The organism is Methylobacterium sp. Leaf125 (genome assembly GCF_001423085.1).
GTDB lineage: Bacteria > Pseudomonadota > Alphaproteobacteria > Rhizobiales > Beijerinckiaceae > Methylobacterium.
This window is the reverse complement of record NZ_LMNU01000049.1, coordinates 1-23,258: the sequence shown is the minus strand read 5'-3', so window position 1 is coordinate 23,258 and position 23,258 is coordinate 1. Positions and strand designations below refer to the sequence as shown.

Annotated in this window: 16 protein-coding genes; 8 read left to right on the top strand and 8 right to left on the bottom strand. The window is 56.3% G+C overall.

Annotated elements, in window-relative coordinates; all coding sequences use genetic code 11:
- Positions 1-116: 116 nt before the first annotated feature.
- Positions 117-1,031 (bottom strand): hypothetical protein, encoded by a 915-nt coding sequence (locus tag ASF58_RS24020; protein ID WP_156375882.1) that lies wholly within the window; start codon positions 1,029-1,031, stop codon positions 117-119.
- A gap of 478 nt (positions 1,032-1,509) precedes the next feature.
- On the opposite strand from ASF58_RS24020, the gene ASF58_RS25460 reads away from it, so the two are divergent.
- Positions 1,510-2,526, top strand: coding sequence for a DUF3883 domain-containing protein (locus ASF58_RS25460; protein WP_082513294.1), 1,017 nt, complete (start codon positions 1,510-1,512; stop codon positions 2,524-2,526).
- 285 nt (positions 2,527-2,811) lie between these two features.
- Here the strand turns inward: ASF58_RS25460 and ASF58_RS24010 are convergent, their stop codons facing one another.
- Positions 2,812-5,472 (bottom strand): DNA polymerase, encoded by a 2,661-nt coding sequence (locus ASF58_RS24010; RefSeq protein ID WP_156375881.1) that lies wholly within the window; start codon positions 5,470-5,472, stop codon positions 2,812-2,814.
- A 1,163-nt stretch (positions 5,473-6,635) separates the two neighbouring features.
- Here ASF58_RS24010 and ASF58_RS24005 point away from each other — a divergent pair.
- Positions 6,636-7,958, top strand: coding sequence for a site-specific integrase (locus ASF58_RS24005; protein ID WP_055958849.1), 1,323 nt, complete (start codon positions 6,636-6,638; stop codon positions 7,956-7,958).
- A 256-nt stretch (positions 7,959-8,214) separates the two neighbouring features.
- Here the strand turns inward: ASF58_RS24005 and ASF58_RS26390 are convergent, their stop codons facing one another.
- Both ASF58_RS26390 and ASF58_RS26385 read right to left on the bottom strand, forming a co-directional pair.
- Positions 8,215-8,946, bottom strand: a complete 732-nt coding sequence (locus tag ASF58_RS26390; protein WP_156375880.1) for a hypothetical protein — start codon at positions 8,944-8,946, stop codon at positions 8,215-8,217.
- A 400-nt stretch (positions 8,947-9,346) separates the two neighbouring features.
- Entirely contained in the window at positions 9,347-10,564 is a 1,218-nt protein-coding gene (locus ASF58_RS26385) for a HEPN/Toprim-associated domain-containing protein (RefSeq protein WP_156375879.1), read from the bottom strand.
- Between the two features lie 114 nt (positions 10,565-10,678).
- Here ASF58_RS26385 and ASF58_RS26380 point away from each other — a divergent pair, with 114 nt between their 5' ends.
- A complete protein-coding gene (locus ASF58_RS26380; protein WP_156375878.1) occupies positions 10,679-11,026 on the top strand; it encodes a hypothetical protein in 348 nt (115 codons plus the stop codon).
- Between the two features lie 385 nt (positions 11,027-11,411).
- Here the strand turns inward: ASF58_RS26380 and ASF58_RS23990 are convergent, their stop codons facing one another.
- Together ASF58_RS23990 and ASF58_RS23980 are read right to left on the bottom strand one after the other, a co-directional pair.
- A complete protein-coding gene (locus ASF58_RS23990) occupies positions 11,412-14,330 on the bottom strand; it encodes a hypothetical protein (protein ID WP_156375877.1) in 2,919 nt (972 codons plus the stop codon).
- A gap of 275 nt (positions 14,331-14,605) precedes the next feature.
- Positions 14,606-15,478 carry a TIR domain-containing protein gene (locus ASF58_RS23980; RefSeq protein ID WP_055958834.1) on the bottom strand — a complete coding sequence of 291 codons (873 nt, stop codon included), beginning with the start codon at positions 15,476-15,478 and terminating at the stop codon, positions 14,606-14,608.
- 442 nt (positions 15,479-15,920) lie between these two features.
- Here ASF58_RS23980 and ASF58_RS23975 point away from each other — a divergent pair, with 442 nt between their 5' ends.
- Positions 15,921-16,202 carry a DUF2312 domain-containing protein gene (locus ASF58_RS23975; RefSeq protein WP_055958830.1) on the top strand — a complete coding sequence of 94 codons (282 nt, stop codon included), beginning with the start codon at positions 15,921-15,923 and terminating at the stop codon, positions 16,200-16,202.
- A 43-nt stretch (positions 16,203-16,245) separates the two neighbouring features.
- On the opposite strand, the gene ASF58_RS23970 is transcribed toward ASF58_RS23975, so the two are convergent.
- Positions 16,246-16,815 carry a site-specific integrase gene (locus ASF58_RS23970; RefSeq protein WP_055958827.1) on the bottom strand — a complete coding sequence of 190 codons (570 nt, stop codon included), beginning with the start codon at positions 16,813-16,815 and terminating at the stop codon, positions 16,246-16,248.
- A 491-nt stretch (positions 16,816-17,306) separates the two neighbouring features.
- Entirely contained in the window at positions 17,307-19,601 is a 2,295-nt protein-coding gene (locus tag ASF58_RS26375; protein ID WP_156375876.1) for an HNH endonuclease, read from the bottom strand.
- 371 nt (positions 19,602-19,972) lie between these two features.
- On the opposite strand from ASF58_RS26375, the gene ASF58_RS26370 reads away from it, so the two are divergent.
- The 4 genes from ASF58_RS26370 to ASF58_RS23960 all read left to right on the top strand — a co-directional run bounded on the left by ASF58_RS26370 (position 19,973) and on the right by ASF58_RS23960 (position 23,181).
- The gene (locus ASF58_RS26370; RefSeq protein WP_156375875.1) at positions 19,973-20,821 is read left to right on the top strand and encodes a hypothetical protein; all 849 of its coding nucleotides are present in this window, start codon (positions 19,973-19,975) and stop codon (positions 20,819-20,821) included.
- A gap of 69 nt (positions 20,822-20,890) precedes the next feature.
- Entirely contained in the window at positions 20,891-21,478 is a 588-nt protein-coding gene (locus ASF58_RS26365) for a hypothetical protein (protein WP_156375874.1), read from the top strand.
- Positions 21,479-21,865: 387 nt separating this feature from the next.
- Positions 21,866-22,606 (top strand): hypothetical protein, encoded by a 741-nt coding sequence (locus ASF58_RS26360; protein WP_156375873.1) that lies wholly within the window; start codon positions 21,866-21,868, stop codon positions 22,604-22,606.
- Between the two features lie 155 nt (positions 22,607-22,761).
- On the top strand, positions 22,762-23,181 hold the full coding sequence (locus ASF58_RS23960; protein WP_055958822.1) for a DUF6641 family protein: 420 nt from the start codon (positions 22,762-22,764) through the stop codon (positions 23,179-23,181).
- Positions 23,182-23,258 lie beyond the last annotated feature (77 nt).

Here is a 23,258-nt window from a genome sequence, read left to right as displayed (position 1 = left end):
ACCACACATGCTGAGCGCCGGACCAGGTCATCCACAATCTACATGTATATAAATCTTTTATCTCCTTGGATACATGAGACAACCAGTTAGTATCATGTATGTAAAAGTACTGACTGCTACAACACACGAACCACAAACCTCAATCTCTCAAACCCACCTCTCTTGCACATGAGCCACTCCACGTACTCACGTATGTCCCCTTTGCTCCACCAACTACGAACAAATCCCAAACCCCTTGTGGCATCACAATTTTCCTGACTTGCGCCTTTGAAGTCTCGTTCAATGCGGAACTTCAACGCGTACCGGATCACCCCTTTGATGTTTCTCACCACGCTCTGATCACGATCGAACGGCTTCAAGCTCACCTGATATGGCGCATCATGTCCTCGGGCTCTCAGCGCGTCAGCGAACTCCTGCCCAGTCACATCTCCCAGCGCCACGATCCCGTGCAGATGCGGTCGCCACACCGTGCTCTCAAGGCGTTTCGCGAACAGCGGCCATCCCAACCCCTGCATGGCGATTCGCTTGTTCCGGCCGAACTCGGTGAGATCCCCGTAATTGTCACGGTCCATCTCCCACCACCCGGTTAGCTGAACTAGGTTCCAACGCGGGTCCTGCCGGCGCTGATACGCTACAAGGTTGCGAATGCGCCGCTTGGTCGCCTGGATGCCAGCATCCACCGTGCTCAGGTCCAGCGTGGGCTCCAGCAGCAGGGTCAGGAACGCCATCTGCTCGTTCGGGACATCCGCGAACGCCTGGCCCAGTGCTCGGCCTGTTTCCTTGCCCCGACGACGCAAAAAACACCTCGGGCACAGCGGCACCCCGCAAACACGCATGTTGTTGTGTTTTTCGTCCATCTCCCCGCAGGCAGCCATGCGATCGTACAGTGGGTGCATCATGCCGATAGCCAACAACACCTGAGCACGCTGCTCCTGCATGCCTGGACTCAGCCATCGTATCTGACGTCGTTCCCAAGGCTCAAACAGCCGGATCAGCGCGGTACGAAATTCTCTCATCTTGTCGTTCGACATCACGTTCTCCTCAGTTCGACCTGAGGTATTTAGCCATGGCCAATCTCATCATTTACGAGGTGAAATCCACCAACAGGGTTGGTGGAAACACATGACCCGCCAGGCTTGCGCCTGGCGGGTCATTCGTATGCATCGGATCAATCGATCGGATCACCAGCGGTCAAAATCTCACGCTAGCCACTCATCGCAATGGCTGCGTTCGACCCATTGCTGATGCCCGGAATGTCGGGTTTCGAACACATCACGGCGAGGGCTTTACAACCGAGCTGGATGGTTTTGCGGCTGTATTCTTCCGGACGGTGAAGCATTGATGTCGGCTGCTTTGATGGGGGAGGGGGGAGCCTACTCTCGAGGCGGTCAGTGGCCTGCAAGTCGGCGATGCACGAATGTTGCGAAATCGTCACGAATAAAACTTCCATCCGCTCCGTCAAACGATATTCTTCCGATTAGCTCGAAATAGCAGCCGCCGGAAAATACCATGTCCGCAGAGCCGATGGTCTTCGTAAATATCGGATGGATGAAGGAATACGCTGGCCCATCGGCGAGCGATACGCCAGTCGGTGGCCACGGCTACCTCAAGAACGGCAACATAGGTCACGAGGTGTTCAACTTCGCTTTTATCCAGGGTAAAGTCTATGGCTACGTCCCTCGCTCGGCTCGCATCAACCTTAAGAACCTGGGCGGCTCATCATCCGATGAATTCGTAAAACCGGTCACAGTCGTCTGGATTGCTCGAAATCCGAGTGACAAGAAGACGTATATCGTCGGTTGGTACAAGGACGCTTCTGTCTTCAAGGACAATAATCATATTGAATTAAAGCGCAGTAAGAGTTTTAATATAGGCTATCAAATCGAGGCTCCAGCGGACAAAGCAACTCTGTTGCCTATCGACCGACGTTTGTTCAGAATTCCAACTGCGAAGGAAGAGGGCAACCTGGGACAGAGCCCGGTGTGGTACGGTGGAAAAGACGAGTTCCGCGCAGCGGTAGCGGCCTATGTAGAGGCGGATGGTGTGTTCGCCGAGAAGCTGAAGGCCGGATCGAAGCGGGCTAAGCACCAAACTGATCCAGAGTTGCGAAAGCGCATCGAGCTTGCTGCGGTTCGGCATGCCACCGCCTACTATCGCTCAAGAGCAGGCGGGTCCCAGGTCGTCGACTCCGTCGAAAAAGATGGGGTCGGGTGGGATTTGAACGTGACGGCCCCGACTGGTGCAGTGCTGAAGGTTGAGGTTAAGGGGCTGAGCGGACGGGACCTTGTGGTCGAACTAACGCCCAACGAATTTACGAAAATGAAGAGCACAGAACACCGGGCGCAGTATATCATCTACGTGGTCACAGAGGCTCTGACGTCTGAAGCTCGCAGCCACGTCTTTAGGCACAATGCGGAGGCCAGCAAGGGCGGAGATCTCGTGTGGGCAACAGCCGATGGGCGGCAGCTCAAGATTGAACAGATCGTCGCGGCAAGGCTCTCGGCGCGCTACGAAACAATCACCTGAAACCTAAGCCATAAGCGGGAAGGTCCGCTTCAGCGTAACGGATTAGGGTCTGCTTCCCACTGAGGTCGTGTGAAAACGTCCGCACGGTCGAGGATGGTAGAATGCTTTTCCCCGTGGCGCTGCCTTCGGCACCATAGCGAGCGTTCGAATGCATCAGAACCGGCGTTCCGCACGCTGGGACATCATCAACGCAGAATATCGTTCTCCGGTATCGATAAGCGGCGGCGTTTTCACACGGCCTGCACTCGTTGCAGACCCCTCGGGGGACCAAAGGTCAGACCTTGATCACTGGAACAGAGACTGAGCTTCCGCCAGGTGATCCGGGTGTATGGCCTGATTCAAATTGAATTCGGGATATTGTTCAACGATAGCCCTGAGAAGCTGAGCCACATCATGATTCAGGTAGATCGTCTGAGCGGCCAGTTTAGCCGAGCTTCGCTTGGCGTTTTTGAGATCGTCCACGCAGGCATCCGGAAATCCAATCGTGATGAGCCAGTGCACGATGTCGCCATAGGTGCTGCGGTCGCCAGTATCGGGATCAATTAGGCTTACCCCCCATTCACCGCGAACAAGTGCCCGCAGGAACTGTCGATAGAGGTGTCCCAAGGGGCCATCGCCACGCAACCCCACCCCTGCCGCGCGTACGGGCGCAGCCATGGTGTGGTAGGCCTCCCAGGCCAGGAAATCGGGCAGCGCCTTGAGAAGCCTCAGCTGACCGCGACGCCAGCCTTTGAAACGTGAGATCGCTTCTCTTGCCTCCGCAACGTTGCGCCAGGGCACGCTATCGAAAGCCACGTGCATCCTGCCCTGTACGGCACGCTCCACGGCTCGAACGGGGCGCCGTTTGAAATCATACTCCAAATTCAACCGAGGGTTCTTCGTAATCCCCACGAGATCGCTCTCGGTGAGCCACTGCTCTTGAAGCGAGATCAATGAAGTCTGAGCATGTTGCTGTTCGGGTTCACGGTTTAGAAAAAGGCGCAACATGTAGTCGTTGTGCTGGTCCCGCGGCACATCAGGCTTCACGCCAGCTTTGGCTAGCGCCGGCTCTGCGTAGCCTGGCAGAAAAGCACCCGTGAACACCCCACGGGTCCGCATCTGCACTGGCTGGGCCACCCGATGCTTTTCTTCAAGGACTTCGCCGGGACCAAACATGTGCTCACGAACGTCTCGGAACATCCCGCAGAGGGGACCGTCCAACTGCAGCTCGGAAAGCGACGCGTCAGTCAAAAGACCATCTGTGGTGGCGCTCACGACTGATCGGTGCTCGGGTACAGCAGCGAGTATTTCACCTAACAGGGCTCGAACGAATCCAGTCACATAAGCCGCGAACCAGGGCGACGTGATAGCCGAGGGTGGCATGGCATCGGTTCGGCCGCGCCGAGGATCGAACACCCGCTTCTGATGCACGCCTTGCGCGGTCTTCCCGTACAAGCTGTTGCCGATCTCCTTCCAGAGCTGGGCGCGCAGCGAGCCCTTCCCGGCCTCTCGTCGGTGCGTTTGTACGCGCCGGGTGAAGCTCTCGAAAATTGGTAGGTCAGATGCCCAGGGAATGATGACACCCATGAGGATTTCAACTTCGGCACCCATCGACAGCGCCGCGGCGATCTCAGGCGATGTGCATACGCTGATGCCTTCGAGCGGGAACAGCAGGATGTCATCGTCTCGAACTGGCAAGCAGGGAAAGCGAGTGCCTGAGGGAAACGCGAACTTGACCTGAGCCACCCCCATCACATCAGGTGCGAATTCATCAGCGTACCGGGACATACGAGCTTTGGCATAGTCCAGCGGTCGCAGCAGGCACATCACGCTGGTGTAGGCACTGGGGAGATCGAGATCGTAATAAGTGCTTACCTTGGTGGGTCCAAAAACGTAGGCTTCACCCCGGCCGCCGTGATAGCCTAACGCTGCAATCTCATCGAACACCTGCCGCGAGAACACGGATTGCCGCTCAGTTACAGTGCGATAGCTGCGTCGAGCTTCACTGTAGACGGTGCGCTTGAACGTTTCGAACCCGAATGCCTCTTGAAGCGAAATACCGGTGCGTTCGATCTCCTGCCTGACGACGGCGAGAGCGAAACCCGCGAGAGAGGAAGGCAGTCGCTTGAGGCCGATTTCATCGGAGAGCCGCTGAAGCTCCTGACCGTAATCCAGCGCAATCCGGGCATCTTGAAGCGCGTAGGCTTCGAACGCCTCGCGATTGGCTGCGAGCAGCCGATCCATATTTTCGATCTTGTGCCCAGCTGGCAACGGCACCTTCGTTGTGCCGATCAGCTGAGCCGCCGTTTCGAGGCTCCCCCGGCCTGGTGTGAGAAGCATGGTGTCAACGAAGCGCACGGACACGCGTCGAGGAGCACGCCCTCGACCACCAGTCCACAGGCTCATCGATTTTCGACGGCCTTCACCGCTCTTTCGCTTGGAAGGCTCAGCGTCTTCCGGCGCTAGGTCGAGATTATAGCGCACCGAGGCAGCGGTGAATGTTCGCCCGATGCCATCGAACTCGCGCTTGCGTGGCCAGAAGTTATCGAACGCAGTAATGTCAGCGCGCAGGAAGTGGCAAAACACCGTTATCCGATCGGGCCAGTCCGGAAGCACGCCATCCTTAATCGCCTTCCGAATACCCAGCTCCAGCAGGCGCTCCAATGTCAGCCTGTACCGCCGCGTTTTGCCGGCTGTATAGCGAATGATTTCAACGCGCTGGCCGTTAAAGTCGAGCACCAGCTGGTAACTGAGGATCTGGTTGTAAGGCTTGCCCGTAACGGCATCGACCCGCGTGACCCATTCCGCATCGACCCCGCAGGCTATGTGAATGGGTGGCGCGACGAAGGATTTGGATGAAGCCCGGAGGCGCGTCTTGAGGGATGGGCGATCACCGGGTGGTGTAGCGGTTCCTGTGTCCCCATCGGAAGTTTTACACCACTCATAAAGTTCATTTCGTGCAGACACTTAGTAGTCCTCAATAGGGGGAGGGAACAAGTACTGGCGCAACAAAAAAGGGGAGCCCGTGCGGGCTCCCCTTCTCATTGTGTCAGTCGAGGTCGATCAAAGCCCAAGATGGGAGATCGACCTTCCGACCGATGTTGTGCTGTGCCACAGCACGGCTGATGTCCCGGATGATGAGGTTCAGATTGTCCTTGTGTTCACCAGGGAAGTCGGATGGATCAAGGATGGCTAGAGGCCTGTTACTGGCTCGATCACCCAAAATGACAGATCCGTCATTCGTAGATCTAACCGATCCAATCGCCGAAACCACACAACCCGAAGAGGTCGGGCCTGGAAAAACTAGGAATGGGTCGTTTGTAATGCCTTGTCGTGCCATGTTGCAGCCTTTCTGCAGACGTCGTTGCAAGAGACGACGGGCAAAAGACGCAGGGGGCCATACAATGCAAGCATGCATAGGCGATCCACCGCGTGCCCTTGCACGTCGATAGATCGCCTGATCAAGGCTAAGCCTCTCGGTAACCCCGAGAAACTCACCCTCCCGCTATATGCGAAAGGTACTGAGGTGTTTCTGCCCTCAGCGGAGTCGGTTCGCTTGCGCTATCACCGATACGAAGGGCGGTATATTGCCCCTAAACTCCGAACCACACTCCCTTTGCCTGTCACACAATCTCATCGCAACCGCGAATGGCTACGACGATAATAGTTGACGGGTGTCGATTGGACACCAACTCGGGGCGCTCCTATGACCCTGGCGTGGCTGATCTGCTGTAAACATTTCTTAACAAGCGAACGCTGTCAATACGCGTCCTCGAGGAAAAATACGTGGCATACTGATGGATCACTGCTATCTAGCGCAGTGCTAGCGCAGTTCCCAGCGAACCCTGTTAGATCAATAACTTAGCCGTACTTGCGTTCAGATCATAATCCTTGTGTCGGGAGTTCAAATCTCTCCCTCGCTACCATGAATTTAGCCCGCTAGGTCAATGACTTAGCGGGCTTTTTCATGGGCTCTTTGAGACCGCCGAAAACGGCACTACAGCTAGCTCAGTGCTAGCGCAGCTCCAAAAAATGTCCTTTGCCCTTAAGGGTTTCGTGGGGGCTTAGGGAGCAGCCTAGCGCACTTCTAGCGCAGTCATCCGCACCAAAATAACCAGACAGGGCGCATCGTGAGCACCCCAGCCAGCGCTCCAGCTGAGCGCTACCAGCTGTTCCAGCGCAAGGGCAGCACCCGGTGGCAGATGCGCTTCAGCGTGCGAGGGCAGGGGCAGCTCAAACGCTCTCTGGACACCGACGACCGGGCTGAGGCTGAGCGCCGGGCCGATGCCATCTGGTACGAGGCCACCTACAGGGCCAAGCAGGGACTGTCGGCCAAAGCCCATGGCTTTGAGCCTGTGGCGGAGGAGTTCATCGCGCAGATCCTGCGTGAGGTGGAGCGAGGCGAGCGGCGAGCCGATCAGGGCAAGAGCGAACCCGCAATGATTCGCCGCTTCTTCATTCCCTACTTTGGCTCCAAGCCCATCGACACGATCAACGACACCGACCTGGAGCGCTACGTGGAGTGGCGGCGCACCTATTGGACGGAAGGCCCGGGCAAGCTCATCACGCACATCGAGTACGAGCGGGGCGGGCACCGCTTGCAACGGCCCGTCAAGCGCTCTGTGCCCACCGTGAGCCGGCAGCGCGGTGAGACCGTAGTGCTGCGTGCGCTTCTGCGCTGGGCCTCACGACAGGGCTACCTGAAGACACCACCCGAGATCACGATCAAAGCGCGCAGAGCCCCTGACAACCGGCGGCCCAGCTTTGAGCCCCATGAGTTTGCCCGGCTGGAAGCCGTGAGCCTCAGCCGGCTGGTGGATCCCATCATGGATGGCACGGGCGCTGTGGTGAACGCCAGTGACCGGCGCAGCTGGCGCATCAAGCGTCTGGACGACCACACCCGGCGCGATCGCACGCTGCTTCACGCGTATGTGATGATCGGCGCGTTCTCAGGACTCCGGCCCACCGAGATGTACAATCTCACCTGGGGTGACGTGCTGGGCTACCGTGCGGGCAGGAGCAAGCCTGTGGACCAGCGGGACATCCGTTTGCAGGTGCGCGGCAAGGGCAAGAGCGGCAAGACCATTCCGCAGAAGGCCGCGATCCCCTGGTTCGACACGCTGTGGATGCTGTTCCAGCGCAGCATGGGGCGGGAACCCCAGGACAACGATCCGGTGTTCGCGAGCGAGCAGGGCAAACGCGTGAGCTCGGTGGCCAACGGCTTCACCGAACTGCTCAAAGCGGCTGGCCTGGAGCGGGATCACCGCGGTATCAAGCGCACGCCGTACTCGCTTCGCCATTTCTACATCAGCGAGCAGCTGGCCAACGGCGCTGAGGTCATGGACGTGGCCCGCAACTGCCGCACATCTCTCGTCATGATCGACAAACATTATGGGCAGGTGCGGCTTGAACGTGTGGCGGACCGCCTTCGTCCGGAGTGGACACGCGCCTGATCGAGTCAGAAGTTGACCCTTTGCAGAAGCTGGGAATGTCCGCTCGTCGGCGGCTCGGTGAGGCAGTGACCTACGGCCGATATAGGTGGTGATCCCCCCGTCTGCATTCGCGAACCGGGCTCAGAAAAGCGGGCCTGCGTGTGGACAGTACCGCCCGCCTCCTAATCGTGCAGGTTCCCGATGCACTCCTTATCGGTGAACCTCGATCGCTTCATCGTCTAGTCATTCCAGGATGCCAGACTTACTCTCCGCTAGCTCAGATCGCAGGGGTCGTGCCACTATCATGCAAGCTCTTGAGCTCGTTTTCTAACTTCAAAAAATTGGCGACTACACCGTCCCGCACTGCGTCCAGAAACTCGTCCAGCGGCTTCGTCGTGGTCTTTGACAGCCGCACGACTGGAGACTCCTTCTCCGAAGCAAGCCGCAACTCCGCGTACGCGATCGGAAATGCGATTTGGTGCGTGACCTTATCCCTAAGCGCACGCCCTCTCTCAGCCCCGCACAAAACAGAGAACCAGCTGTGATCGTCGTCTCTTAGGGGCTGAAAATATGCTGCCAGTTCGCGAAATTTAGATTCCGGCCCTGTGATCTTTTTGCTTAGATCATTGAAGCTGTCGCATTTTCGGTCGAGCAGGAGAGAGCTAAAAATCGTAGAGGCCAGATCTAGCGATGACCGAGCGAAGAATATGAACGCCTCAAGATGATAACCAATCGCAATCGCGTCATCTCCGTAGAGAGCCGGAGCTTCCTTGATTGTTTTGGAATAAAAATCGCGTTCAGCCTCTTTTGCGCGCTCAGCCGCTAGACACATCATCGCCAATTTTTGGCACGCGTGTTCAAGCTTGCTATTTATCAACACCTCCTTCTCAGGCGGAATAAGCAGGTTTTCCAAAAGACTTTCAATGTACGAGCCAGGTAGCTGATTTTCGTCTAACCCGACCGGAAGGGAAGTTGGATAAATTAGCAGCCGCAATTTGCTCCAGTTCAAAGAACGATCCTTCCTTCTGAAAACGCCTCAGTCAAGATGCTCAAGTTATAGCGATCGCATTCACGTTTCCAACACATCACTAGCCCCAGGTCGTTTTGCCACCTGGCGCGAGGCGGTCCCTCGTATCTGCCCAGAACCCGACGTCTCCAAATTCGAGTCGAGTTTGGGCGCAGCGGAACGCGATGGCGGCCTTCCCCGCCTTTTCGACGTCGAGCAGACGGACGGCTTTCGGCCATTTCCTGCTCTCCGCGGCTACGGGGCTTACGTCCACTTTCCGCCAGCAACAATGTCGTCACGTACAGCCGGTTTGGATCGGAAGTGGCGTCGCCGAACCTGGTGGATTCTTATCGGTCCACTTGGGAGGTAGAACCGAGGCAATGGACCTCAAAGAGCGCCGCCCCTACGCATCGGGCAGCATATATTCATCTATGGTGGCGAGTCGTGCTTTCTCTTTCATCGCGGCATAAGTCGCGATGAGCATATCAAGCAACGCGGCAAGCTTTGACAGATCATAGCCGGGTGGTAAATTCTGGTATTTGATGAACTCTCGTGCATAGCGGGTCTTATCGATTAGCTCGCCCTGGTAGCGGTCGACCGCGGAATTGTAACTGGTCCAACGAACGATAGGGTCTACTCCGAGATCCAGGTAGCATTCGATCGCTACGGCGCAGCCATTAATGTTCGCGAGACGCTCGCCCATTGGGCCGATCGTCCTGAAAGAGTGGAAGGCATCGAGATCAGGAAGAGTGACAACCCGCATATTATCCCGAGCTCCGAGGCTTGCGATCTTGTCACGTCCTGCAACGCCCGCCGCATCATTGTCGAAAATAAAGATAATATCGTTGATAACATCGATACTTGCCAGTCCTTTGGCAAAGTTTGCAAGATTTCCTTCGCCGGAGAATGGGTAGCCTTCCTTGACATCGGCGAAGTAGAAGAAGTCAGCAATCTCAGGGTGCAGCAACTCGAGGCCGCGACGGATGATGTGGCCGTCTGAGCTTCCTTCGGTGACGAGCAACACGCGGTCCACCGTGGAGAGCTGCTTGACGAAAGACTCCCTTGGCTCCCATCCTCCTGCTTCGAGATCGGCGAACTGCCATGTCACCGATAGGTGTTGAGCGCTTGGGTTTTTGGCGAGCAGAAGAAGAATCGTCTCGGCAGAAAGATTCTCCATGCCTTGACCCAGATTCGGGTTGTCGCGAATCTCGATGCTGAGGCGTGGAGCCAGCTCCCTTCGGAAAAATTTTCCGAAATCTTCTCCTCCCTCACCATAGTTTGGATCTAGACTTTGAACGTCAACAGTAGAAAGAACCGCCGCAAGATCATCAAAAGAAAAAATTTCTTTGTCAAAGTCGTTTAGCTGGCTTAAATGGCTATATTCGCGCCGGGCGTAGATTTCAGAATGGCCAAGCAAATAGATCCGTTTGACAATTTGGCTCAAGGGTCTGCTCAGACCCTCCTTCATTTCGCAGATCAGTGAGCCGTCTTCATCGGCGTACCAATAGGGAACAGGCGCAACATCGCCTTCCTGGAAAAGCCGGCTGTAGTCGCGAAATCCGTGGTTCTTCCCCCAGTCCACCTCAAGGCGGCCGACTGAAAGGTAGATCATGGAACCCATGCTAATACTCTCGCAGGCCGGGGACTATTCGCTCCAGCTGCGCCGTAAAGGGTCCACGGGATCAACCAGAGCGACCTGACCCAGCATGTCATCGACGTTCGGGTTGGCGAGCAGGTGATCGATCTCGGGTGGCGCGGCGATGGCCCGATCAGAACCGACGTCCATATTCGTGGACCATGGGAGTTCGAACTTCTGAAGGCTGCCGGGATCGAGTTTCTAATGACGCCCGGCACCATCAGACCTGCTTCCGCTGTTCCGAGATTGAAGAGCCGCTGGAGTGCGGCCGGTGCCTTGGATCACTCTATAGTCACGATGCCGGCCTCTCAACCGCTGACCTCCACGATCGTCGGATATTTCCGGTGCTACTCCGGCAAGATCGAACCGGGAGATGACCTCTCGGCGCTCTGCGAACGGTTGGCCGTGGCCTATAGTGCCGCGCGCACCGCCGATGGCGAAGCCTGAGAGCTAGAGATTCCGACCAAATGCTTCCTTCTCGAGTGTCGGATCGGCCGCCGGCGGAAAAGGGGTAAGCCATCGATCGGCAGACCGGATTTCAGCTAGGTCACGCTCCCGGAGCTTTTTCAGCTTTGCTGGACCGCACAGGTGCATAACTTTGAACTCGAAAAGTAGCTCCCGATCGCCCCTTCGGATGCCAATACTCAGGCCGAGCACCATGCTTTCGCCGTGCTTCCGACCACCGAAAGCGGTAAGCAGGCCTGACGACTTCGCGACGCGGTCTTCGGCACGCGAACAAGGCGACGGGATCGACGTCATGGAGGCAGGCGGCATTGAGGAGCGCATTGTTTGGCCGGCTGGGAGTGATCGGACCACAAATCGTTTCGCCCAGCTATTTCTCAGCGGGATGGTTGCCGTTCGTGCGGTCGGACCATCCAAAAAAATCCGGGTGATCAACATCGTCTTCCCGGAGGCGGTAGCGAGTGATTAGAAACTTCTCGAGACCTCTGATGCGCAGGAATGGAGGAGCCCGAAGCTGTCGACTATTTAGGAACGCCCCGAGGTAGACGTCGGAATGAGGCTTAATCATCTCATTCGAGAAAATGTCTGGATCGAGCGCGTCTTCAGCTGTCTCAGGAGCGGCCGCGATTTTGGGGCCAACTTCTCGAAACTGATCTTCTGGCACGCCGCGCTGAACCAACCGATGGTTCATTGCGATGTTGCTCAAGATGCTCAAAATTTCCCAGTCTTTCATTCCCTTCTCACGCATCGCTAGGAGGCGGCCCATCGCGTCGGCGTCCGCTTTCAGGCGCTCCAACGTGAACCGGATCGCGGGTAGCGCATGTTCATAACGATGCCGGGCATCGGCCTTGGCAAGTTCTGCTTCGTAGGTCGGCCCAGGCCCTTCGAACCATCGAACTCGCTCTCCGGCTCGCGAATGAAACTCACGTTCAGACTCGAAAGAACCTGCGCCTGCCCTAACGTCCTCTGCAAACAACTCGGCAGAGACAAAGTTTCGGTAAAGTTCTGCGTACGGACGACCGACAAAGAGCGGCGTAAAATCCGAAGCATCAATTGCGTTCATTAGTTCTTTTTCTTGAAGAGAAGAACAAGAAAAAATTACCTCGGTGAAAAATAAGGCACAGTCGATGATATTGTCTTCGGTCCGATCTGCCATGGGAAGGATAACATCCACCTCTTGATCGCCGTTGCTGGAGAGCTCGAACCTCAAACTGTCCTGATTTGGTTCAAGCGTCAGTTTGATTTTTACCGAACACGGAATGATGCCCAGGTCGCGATCGGCCATCGCGCAGCCTGCGAGTTGCAACTCTGCAATCAGTTGCTCGGCCGCAGGGGTCGTCACATAGCGGTTCGCGAATTCACAGGACCAATCTATCCCGAGGGCGCTCCAGCGGACGCACCGCGTTTCTCCGAGATCGCCGAAAGGCCTGTCGAGCATCGAACCCTCGATGCCTGACCAGACATCGTCCCAACTGCCCTCGTTCCAAAAGCCCTCTCGGATAGCTGCTCCCTTCCAGATGGGCTCCTTGATCTCCGGAGGCCAACCGGTGGCGACAGCATCAACGCGTTCGCGAGCTGCAGCGTTTCCGCGCTGGAGGAAGCCGAGCAATGCGGCCAGCTGATTGAGGTTCTCCTGGATCCGCGGGTGCTTGGCCAGGTCCATCGGATCAGGATCGTACTGAACGTGGATGTCGAGCATCGCTGGGACGAGCTGCATGAAGCCGAGCGAATTTCCGGCTGCATCTTCCGCATCGAGAACGTCGAGCAGCGCGAGAGGCAGCACATTTCCAACCCTACTGGGCCCCTCGTAGCGGGCGATGCTAGCGGCAGCCAACGCATAATATTTAGAAGCGTAGGCTAAGCCGAGCCTGCCGTACTGATCGGCGAGGAGTAATAGGACCCGAAGCGCACCGGTGAGTTGGTCACCTAGAAACCACTTAATTTTCGCCTTATGGAGTTCGCGAACGGCGGCTGTGATGTCGCCCCGGTCGAGCAGGCCGTAAGCTCGATCGATCGCCTTTTCGCCGGCCGCGGCGCTACCGGCACGCGTAGCAAGCAGATCGTCGGCACGCGAAGCGAGCGCTAGAAGATCTTTGTTTTCGCCGAGCTGAACGACGATCTTTGACAGAAAATCGGTGAACTGCTCGATTGGGAACGTTGGAGCGCTTGCTGCATGGTCGAGCATCTCGTTCCAGAACTTGAATGCCCGACCGAGATCGCGATCGAGGTCGGGTCCGGCCGGGGTCATTTCCAGGTCGCCCCGAATTCGAAGCAGTCCGCTCCGCCGCCCCGGGCCGATGCCGGGCTCCTTAAGGCATGCCTCGACGAGGCCAACAACCTCGATGCGGCGCGAAAACAATTCCACCGGGTCGACGTCGTACTGTCCAAGTCCGAAACCACCGAGGCCGTAGGTCGACAGACAGGCAGCGTCCGTGAGTTCGCCGATACTGAGATGTTGTGCGACATCGCTGAAGTAGTCGACAACGAGACCAGCCGCGGGAGTCATGTCGCCTTTGCCGCGGAGATTGCCTACGGCGATCTCGTACATTGCATCCCGTGCAAGACTTCGCTGCGATTGACCGGTTATAAATGTGGCCATCTTGTCGAGCCAGAAGCGTTGATCTGGGCGCACGGCATCGTCGAAAGTCGCCTTGCGGAGGCCCGCTTTGATTTCGAGGAAATGCGCTCGACTAACGGGGATCGGGATGCACTTGTCCCATTTCCGCCGATTCTCGATGTAACCCTCTTCGAGGTTGCCGAATGGCGCGACCTCGGACGGTATGTGAAGGAATTCCTGAGCGATCCAGAAGATATCTGGCTCGGCTAACCATTCGGCAATCGCGTTACCATCGAAAATCTGAAGTTGTACGCCACCGTCATTGGCTGCTTTGATCAATCTAAGGCGCTTCGCGATCGGTAAATTCGTTTCACAAAAATAAATTATTTCATCGACATCACCTCTCGCGACGAGGGACCGAACATCTCTTCGTATTTTTGCTTCAATCTTTTTCTCCAGGCTGCAGTCGAAGACAAGCCAACGATCACCACTGGAACGTGCGGCGAAGCGGTTTCCAGGAGGAGCGGGTGACGTATGCTGCGTCTTGAAGGTTTCGAAGTCGCGGCCCCCGTCACCGCCGCTGCTCACGGGCCCTGTTGCCGGGAGAATGTTGCTGGCGATACGGGCACGGGCTACATGACGAGCGAGATGCTCGAACTCATGATGGGCGTTCTTCGCGCCCATCTCCGAAAGATGAAAGCGGATAAGGCTCGAAAGCTTGGCTGGGTTCATTCGATCGGCGTTCGATTTCAAGCGTTTTTTATGAATGGGGTTATAATTCTAAGCGGTCCCCACGCGGTAGTCCAAGTTCGAAGTTAGTGTAGGGTTGGCCTGGAGCTGACCTCGGTTGTAATCCACGGCCAATGCAAGTTCTCCTCTCGGAAGCCGACGCTTCCAACGCTCACCGGGCCGCAAAGCGACGACCTCCTTTGCGTGCCGTGCGGAACGCATACCCGCAACAGCCGACTGCGGATTTGCGGTGACAACGGCAGCCGCCTCGATGAGCGTTACGGCTGAAGCTCTCCGATTCTCTGCTCGATGAAGGCAGCAAGCTCCTCGGGCGAGTGTCTGCGGGCGTCCACATAGCCATCCGTCGCCCGTATCCCCTCAACTTCGCCATCGCCCGTTCGGATGAGCATAATCCGGTCGTGGTCACGCCGTAAGATTATGTCGCGGATTGCGCGAAACTCGATGCCGCACCAGTCCTTCAATTGGTAGTGGCCGCTAATGAAAACCACGATAATCTTAGAGCGCTCACCATAGATTTGCTGGAGGAGCAGGTCCATGTTTGGCCGAGCGAGCTGACCCGGATAATTGCGGTCATAAAAATATCTGTCTGGTCCCAACCGATGCTCAAGCTCGCGGGCGATCTTCTCGATCAAGTCTCTCTCTTCGCCGGGAAACGAAAGTGCTACCTCGAATTCGTGGGTGCGGATATTGATGCCCCGACCTGGATATCGCGCCCATCCGGGCAGCGCTATGCCTTGGGCGTTTAGAACGGCCGTCAGATCCACGTCCTTTACGGCCCAGTGGGTCCGGTACATCTCCATTTTAGCAATATCGAGCTCGAATCTTAGCGTATTCAAATCTTCAAAACCCAAAAATGGATCAACGTCAAATAATTCATAAACTACCCGTACTTCGACCTGCCGAACGATGACGTCGCGGATCATCCCGAACTTCGGACTGCGCTCGTGGCCCGACTCGTAGGCAAAAACGGAGGGAAAGCGTTTCAGCTCTGCGATGGCAGCCTGATCCAGCTTGCCGTAACGGTCCCGCAAGGCGTCTGACGTGTACTCGTAGACGCAACGGCCCCTCTCGATATTCCAAGGATCGCCATTCCAGCTCTCTTCGTTTCCTGACACAAATAGGTTGTACATGGCACTGTCCGAAAGGTGCTGCTCAAGGGACTCAGCAACCGAGCCATGAGGGGGTTGGGGGTGATTGGCAACCCCGCATTGACTTGAAGGCCGACCCGAATTCCTAATTTGTTCTCAATACGAAACAAGTCATAGTAAAGGCAAAGGAGCTGGAAGAGTTAAGGGCATTAAGCTGTACGATGCGGCTCACACGTACCAATACATCGCTGTGAAAAACTGTTCAGCAGCACAGCTGTGGCGCCTGATGCGCTAATCCTGGTGGCAATCAGCGGGTCATAAGGTTCAAGACGCTGCTGCGGGCCTGCGAAGCACACCAACGTTACTCAGCGAGCGGCAGGTTTGCCACCCTGATGGTGGAACCATCAATATCCTGCCAGTCGCCTTAACCTCTCGCTTACCAAACCCCGCCAGGTTGCGGATTGGAACAGCCCAGGGAGAGAGCATGTCCGACACCATCGACACCGTTGGCGTTGCCGGCGACCGCATCCGCTCGATCATCGAGCGCGTGGAGAAGGTTGAAGAAGAGATCAAGGACCTCATGGAAGCCAAGAAGGAGATCTTCATGGAAGCCAAGGGCGAGGGTCTGGACGTGAAGATCCTCAAGGAGATCCTCAAGCTGCGCAAACTCGACCAGGACGAGCGTGACGAGCACGAGACGCTGCTGGACGTGTACATGCGCGCGATGGATACGCCGAGCCGGGCTCCGCTGGCTGAGGCGGCCTGAGCAGCGATCTGCAACGTAGGCGAACGCTGAGCTGTCGTGAAGGTCAGAGGATCTCCACGGCAGCGCGCATCATCTCATCGTTGACGTCGATATACCGCTGCGTCGTCGAGAGATGCCGATGCCCGGCGAGCATCATGATGGCCTTGGGCGAGATCCCGGCATGAGCGAGCTTTGTAATGAACCACCGCCGGCCGCTGTGGCTTGATCCGCCATCCAACCCAGCGAGATCATACCAACCCCTCATGAGCTGGCACAATGTGTTCGCGCTGAACGCAGAGCGCTTCTGAGTAATCAGTACGGGCTGCAGCAGGGCTGGGAGCTCCGTGAGGCTGCTCCGGTATTGCTCCACCTCTTTGCGCAGCCGAGCGTTCATGAACACCACACGGGCATACCCGCCCTTGGTGACAGCCGCGCTGAGCCGAAGCTGCTCGCGAATCTTGCCATCTCCGTCGACAAGGTCGCCCCACTCAAGGGATGCGATTTCCCCCACCCGTAGCCCGGCAAGGTAGCTCATCATCAGAGCCATACGGTTCCGCGGCCCAAGTTTGCCCTGGCTCACCACTGCTACCAGCCGCTTGAACTCGGCTTCAGAGGGTACCCTAGCCTGCTTCATCGAAATCTCATGTCCTGCGCGGATCAGCGACAAAACATGCTGTTTCCAATAGGCTGAAAGAGCGAGCCTAGATATTTATTCAACGATCACAAATACTTAGCTCAAAACGGAACGTCATAAGTTATAACTTTTATGATGTTTCTGAGCTGTTGGAGCTCGGTTCTTCACTCAGTCCCTAGCGTAGATTCCAGGCTTTGAATGGTAATATCGGCTTTAACGTTTCAAATTGGGTTTATTGAAACCTCCTTGTCAGCTGAGACGGGTGATCGGCTCCGTCCTCGGCGTAGGTAATACAGCAGCCTGACACGGGCCGGTACGGATCGCGGGTACATATGCTTAGTTCGTTGTCGCACCGATGTGGAACGATGCGGCACCGAAAGGATCGGTGGTGCGGATCGTAGCTGGTTCAGAGGATGGAAACACCGCCGAGGCGGCTGCGATCCTGCTGCCTGCGGTATAGGACAATGCATGCGCCAACGTAGCCCGAGAGCTTACGCGGCTTTGAACGGTACGATGTTACGCGATACCACCACCGTCTCGCCACCTATTGACGCTTCAAAAACCTCATCCAGTACCGTGATTGTGACATCCCCATAATGCACCTCACGGTGATGGTTGGCGCACAGCGTCATCACGTTCGACGCCGCAAGCGATCCTACCATAAGAGTTGAGACCGGCATGACATGATGAGCTTCGACGTAGGGCTCACCATTGGCCTTTTTGAAGCCAATCGGGTTTTGCCCGAGTGCCTCGCATAGCTGGCAACGAAACCCATTCGCGCGCTTAATCAGCGCTCCGACCGGGCCACGCTCGATTTTGCGACTGAGCCCCTGTTTCACCTCAGGGCACGCAGAAAGGTACTTCTGTTCGAGCGCCGCAAGCTTATCGAATGTGTCTGGCTCACTTTCCGAAACCAACTTAGCATCATTTAGCCCGCCGAGCAGCTTCAACACGGCATGGAAGTCAGCCGCCGCCAGGGGAAACGAAGCGGCTTGATGACCGTTCAATAGCAAGGGTGAGATTTGCGGAGCGGCTTCACGCAATGTCGTGATCGTCAACGGCTGGTTCAGATAGGTTTGCAGGTACCGCATACGGATCGTCGGCCAGCCTGGCTCACGTGCCTCGCCCTCTCCCCAGAACGCATCGCTGGCACCCGTGCTCGCAAATGCGCTGCTCTCGACCGTGCACAGCGCGTAGATGCCCGCTTCAAGTGGCGAGGCTCCAGCACGCTCTGCCATCGAGCGCCGGTCAATGCCAACACGTACGAGCCCCAGCTGACCGGGTGCAAATCGCTCACGATCCGATGGACGAACGCCCCAGGTGTCAACCTCGATGCCTTCGGCGATGAACCGGTCAATTGCCCACCTTTTCGGATTACAAACGAAAACCCAATAAGGCGGTTCATCTGGCTGAACGCTCAAGCCTTTCAGTAGACCTGCATATGGTAATCGTCGAATGGATGCCACCGCTTCCGCCAATTGCATCGGATTGTTGCTAAACTCTTCCCAGATGGCCTCTTCCAGCCTGTTACCTCGTGTAAGACCGACCTTGCCTTCCGCCAAATAGTCCGGATCGAAACGGCGAAAGTTCATCATCTTCATGTAAACGCCGTTAGCGTTTCGGAAGGTTGCTGCGTTGTCGAGATCGTGGGTTTGCCGCAATCTGCAGAGGAAGTTCGATAGATCTACAACCTCAATGCTTTCTTTGCCAGGCAGCGCGGTACGATGACGAAGATACAGATCCAACGCGAGGATCAACTCATCGCGCGACCATGCCGGGTTCCGGCGCGTAGGTGCGTCCGTATCAAGTCCCGCATCCGCCTCAACCTCGGCTTCAGGGGTGGGCGCAGACCCCTTTTGTAAGCCAAAGGCCCACTCGCGGATGCGCCCTTCGTTCTCCCGTAGTTCTTTGCGCCAACTCAAATGCGCTTGCCCGGGCAAACGCTCAGTTTCCCGCAGGACAGCATCGAAGTCTTTGTCGTGCCATCGGTGCGCTTGTGCCGCCACCTGCATTGTGGACAGCGGAAAGCTCCAAGATCGCTCTTCGCGCTGCCATGCTCGTTCGAAAGGTGCGTCAGCCGTCAGCCCAAGCGGTGGCAGACCGCTAACGTAGCAGGCATAATCGATGCGCGACTGAATGTTGCCAAACACCCGACCATGTCGGTGCATCTCGTCCATACCCAACGCCGCAGCAGCTTGAGCGTTTGAGTGGGGTGATAGCTCCCCATTTGCGCTTCTGCGCCCATGCAACCATTTCAACAGGGCCTCAGTCCGTGCCTGGACTGGCGTGATGGCTCTGGCGGGCGGCTTGTCGGTCGCATTGGGGAGCTTGAGCGTATTGCGCGCAAACCACAGTGCGCGGGGTGAGAACTCCTCCGAGTGATCAATGACAATCTGCTCGTAGGTCAGCTCAGCGTGATCGGCCGCAGCGAGCGCCTCATAGCCCGCAGTGGGCTTGCGGCTCATGACAGAAATTTCTGCTGCACCGAGCAATCCCTGCCGCTCGATTTGCCCTATGGTGCGATTGGCATTGCTGCCTTCACGCTTCTTCATGCCCGCATAGATGCTGATAGCTCGGACGATTTTCTCTTCGGCAGGGGATAGATCGGTGAGGTCGAGACCGGTTCGATCCGCGATGAGGTTGCGTCCGAGCTCGCCTGTTCGGTCGCGAATGGCAGCACCCATCTCATCGTCAAGCGCCCTTTTTGCGCGTGCGTTAATTTCGAACTGAGCAAGATCTTCAAGGGATCGGATATTCCGAATATTGCGCGCAATCCGATCGTCCATATTCGCCTTCCTCCTCGGCTGCCATGGAGGGCAGCTTGCCTGCAAAAACTCCTCACTAGTAGTGAGGGGAACCAACAATCTGCATCGTTCGAAACGAGCAAGGTTAATTTGCATAAATTAGCCCCTACAGAGTAATAGCACATTGACAATCGAGTCTATTCGTATAATGATTTTTTCGTCGGCAACAACGGAGGTGTAAAGGTCTGACAAAGTTCAGTTAGTGCCCGGACTAAAATCCGGTCAAGCATTGCTTGTGATGTATCATAACAGCGAACAGTGGCGTTCAGCCACTTCCGTTGTTGGGATGACATGCAGAACACGGTAACCGCCTATGCGGCCCGGTAGGTTCAAAACTAGCTGGAACCAGTCCCATGACCAATGCTGTTGCAAACATTGCTAACTCTCAGTCTCCTCAGGCTGCGACCGCCGTGCCGAGCGTGGCTTCGTGGGTGTTGAAGCTTCAACAGAGCTCCCATACCACCGCAGCATATTATCGAGCCGGACATCTGCGAGTTTACGCTCACATTGGTGAAATTCTCGAATTCATTCTCAGAGTGATAAACGACGAGAATTTGTACGGAAAGTTCATCATCGAGCGTGATCGCCTCAAAGTTCCAGCTGCGCAACAGGGTGGCAACACTCTCCTTCCGTTCGTTCGCGTGACGGAAGGGGAATACATGCTACCCGATGGCAAGCCAGCTCCTCATGGGCAAGTGACAAGCATCTGGAGACCCAATCGGTCCAGCGAGAAGTACGCCACCGTTTTGGATTATCTGATGACCCATGGCATCAAGCCAGAGGAGGCTGTGAACTTCATCGAGACGTTTGAGTACAACGGGCGGAAGAAGATCTTCGGCATTATTGCCGCGGTTCAGGCAGCGCGCGGCAACACTCGAACACCGTCGGTGGTGTCTTGGAAGCCGGGTGAGAAGGAAAAGGCTCGTGCAGCGGAAACGCTGTGTGAACTTCCCTTCATGCCGGACGATGACACGCTTCACGATGGTTTCGCCGTCTTGTTTGCATGTGTCGTGAACGGCAAGACGATGGTGAAAAAGAGCAAGCCTCTTTCAGCCGATGAAATCGTGCAGTTCGTTCGTTCCTACGTGGTGAGCCAGGAAACTGACACCAAGGCCAAACCGGCAAGCAAGGGTTACCGAACCGGAAACGGTGTGTCGGTGGACCTCAAGGCTAGCGCGCAGACTGCTACAAAAGCAGCCTGATCTGACCACCTAAAATGACGACAAAAGCCGCGCTGGGAAACCAGCGCGGCTTCTGCTTTGGAGACCGCAATGGACGACAATCGACGAAGAGTGCTTGATTTGGAAAGCACCTTGCGAACGCTGGAACGATCACCTGCAGGGCGGCTGCCAGTCAGCCAGCTTCGGCCACTCTTCAATGATGCGGAGTGGGACAATTACAAAGCAATGCTGGAGGAAAATCGATTTCAGCGCAGCAACGACAGTTTGCCTCCACTAAGCGGAGATGCCCAATACTATTGGGACCGTTTCCGCGACATTTACCGACGCAGTACTCTCATAATGAACAAGCAGCAGGCTGAGCGTTTGGCGGATGAGGCCCTGGAACTGCGAGCTGATTTTGATGAAATGAGCGCGGAGGATCAGAACGAGTTCCGTGAAGTGAATGCGGCGGAGGGTGATACGAAATGGCTCGATCGGATCGAAGTACTTGAGGAGGAATTTCCCATACGCAAGAGCGCCTTAGATCATAGACCCTGGCTGGCAAATTTAGACGGGTTTACCCAAAAGCAGTTCATTGAGAACGTCATCTACCATCTGTCGCCGCAACAGGTTGATGAGGAAATTCACCGACCGCAGGCAAAACTATTGCGATCGTGCATTGCTGCCTTGCGTCGTTGACTACAAGTGAAGAAGCACAATTATTACTCATTTGGCACGCGAAAGCTTAAACAGTAGGGCGGAAGTAGGAGCTAAAGTGTTTCGCCAAATCGGTGAGGTGGGCTGGTCTCTAAAAGGCGGCCTCAACCTGTCGTATCATTGTGGTCGAAGGCCGGTTTTCAATTGGTATAAATTAGATGTGAGGGCATAAACACATCGAATTGGTCGAGGACAATGAGAAGTAAAGCATTAGCAGATTTACAACGTGATCTGATCAAGACGCTGAACCGGGGTGATCGTCGTCAGATCCGTACGTTATCCCAGGGCATGGAGGAGCAGCGCAGCCGTGTGATGCGAGCCATCGGTCTGTACCATCCTCAGTATGATAGGATGGATGACTGCGGGAGTATGGACGACAGCGGCAACAACATGAGGCTCTGCCGGGTTCCCCTGTGCCCTCGGTGCTTCATGAAGAACCGGGGCAAACAAACTGGCATTGCGATCAAACGCACCTTCGCTGGGGCGGCAAACGAGAACATGGCGTTCCTCACAGTGTTGGTGCCCCCCACAACGGACCTGAAGGCGGTTGACCCCTGTATGGGTAGAACTGAGACTCGTCTTCGGAACATGATCCGGAACAGGAGAAAAACCGATCCCCGATGGAACACCGTGCGGTACACGGGCTGGTGGGAGATGGAGAGGCATGATTGGAAGGACTTCCACGGGTTTGGCCGGAACAAAAAACTTGCGATGGAAAGCTTGGGGTGGCCGCAGTTCGCGAACCGCCACGACGATACGGTGTGGCAGCCCCACCTCCACGCGATTGTCTGCCTGGGTGGAGTTAGCCAGGATGAATTCGTTGAAGCTGTTAGAGCCAAGGGGCATGGCTCTCCCTATCAGGTGAACCTTAAGGCGTTCGACCATCGCAAGGACGTAGGCAATAATATTAAGAGCCTCGTTCGATATTCTATGAAGTTTCGAATCGAAGCCGATTACAAAATGTCGTCGGCAAAGCTTTCATGGGATGGCACAGCCCTGTCGTTGCAAAGAGATTGGTGGAAAGACAAAGACATCAGGGATTACGTGGAATGGCTTATGAGCAAGAGAGGGGGATTCGAGAGATTACGTACAAGTGTAGGGGGCATGTAGGTGTAATTTTTATAATTTTTACATACAAGATACGAACTGGCTTACACCCATTCAGTCTCATAGAGGGCACATCGAGAGCAATTTTCGGTTGAACGGCAGGCCAACGGCAGTAGCGTCCAGGCATGAGATCCACACGGGATCCAACGGAGACGTAGATGTCGGTGCTCAAGACGCTCAAGCTCAGCAACGCCGCCCCCATCGCCACAGCTGGCGATCCGCTGGCTCGCGCTCGTGACAAGCTGCTCGGCAGCCTGGCCGATCAGCGTGCCTTCGCCAGCGCGGTGGTGGCCAGCGAACTGTACGTTCCGCCCAAGAACCTCGTGAGCCGCAAGAACGATGCGGGCGAGCGGGTCAGGGTCGAGGTGAGCCGGCGCGTGCGCAAGGGTTGGTTCGAAGACGGCGCGGGCACCGTGCATTTCGCAGCCCGCGTGGGTGGCAAGCCGCTGGAGCTGGCCAAGGGCAAGCAAGCGGTGGAGGTGGGCAGCTTGGACAACCTGCCGTCGGTCATCGATACGCTGATTGAAGCCGTACGCGCTGGGGAGCTGGACGCTCAGAGTCCGTCCGATAAGTCATGAGGCGCGTCCTAGCCGTCGAACGAGGATCATGACGGCAGCGGCGTAGAGGAAGGCTTGGGCCGAGGCGAGGGTCGCCT

What these genes read in the sequence shown, in the direction of transcription:
- ASF58_RS24020 (WP_156375882.1), bottom strand. Translation starts at nt 1,031, where the DNA reads ATGTCGAACGACAAGATGAGAGAATTTCGTACCGCGCTGATCCGGCTG.
- ASF58_RS25460 (WP_082513294.1), top strand. Translation starts at nt 1,510, where the DNA reads ATGTCCGCAGAGCCGATGGTCTTCGTAAATATCGGATGGATGAAGGAA.
- ASF58_RS26385 (WP_156375879.1), bottom strand. Translation starts at nt 10,564, where the DNA reads ATGGGTTCCATGATCTACCTTTCAGTCGGCCGCCTTGAGGTGGACTGG.
- ASF58_RS23990 (WP_156375877.1), bottom strand. Translation starts at nt 14,330, where the DNA reads ATGAACCCAGCCAAGCTTTCGAGCCTTATCCGCTTTCATCTTTCGGAG.
- ASF58_RS23980 (WP_055958834.1), bottom strand. Translation starts at nt 15,478, where the DNA reads ATGTACAACCTATTTGTGTCAGGAAACGAAGAGAGCTGGAATGGCGAT.
- ASF58_RS23975 (WP_055958830.1), top strand. Translation starts at nt 15,921, where the DNA reads ATGTCCGACACCATCGACACCGTTGGCGTTGCCGGCGACCGCATCCGC.
- ASF58_RS23970 (WP_055958827.1), bottom strand. Translation starts at nt 16,815, where the DNA reads ATGAAGCAGGCTAGGGTACCCTCTGAAGCCGAGTTCAAGCGGCTGGTA.
- ASF58_RS26375 (WP_156375876.1), bottom strand. Translation starts at nt 19,601, where the DNA reads ATGGACGATCGGATTGCGCGCAATATTCGGAATATCCGATCCCTTGAA.
- ASF58_RS26370 (WP_156375875.1), top strand. Translation starts at nt 19,973, where the DNA reads ATGACCAATGCTGTTGCAAACATTGCTAACTCTCAGTCTCCTCAGGCT.
- ASF58_RS26365 (WP_156375874.1), top strand. Translation starts at nt 20,891, where the DNA reads ATGGACGACAATCGACGAAGAGTGCTTGATTTGGAAAGCACCTTGCGA.
- ASF58_RS26360 (WP_156375873.1), top strand. Translation starts at nt 21,866, where the DNA reads ATGGACGACAGCGGCAACAACATGAGGCTCTGCCGGGTTCCCCTGTGC.
- ASF58_RS23960 (WP_055958822.1), top strand. Translation starts at nt 22,762, where the DNA reads ATGTCGGTGCTCAAGACGCTCAAGCTCAGCAACGCCGCCCCCATCGCC.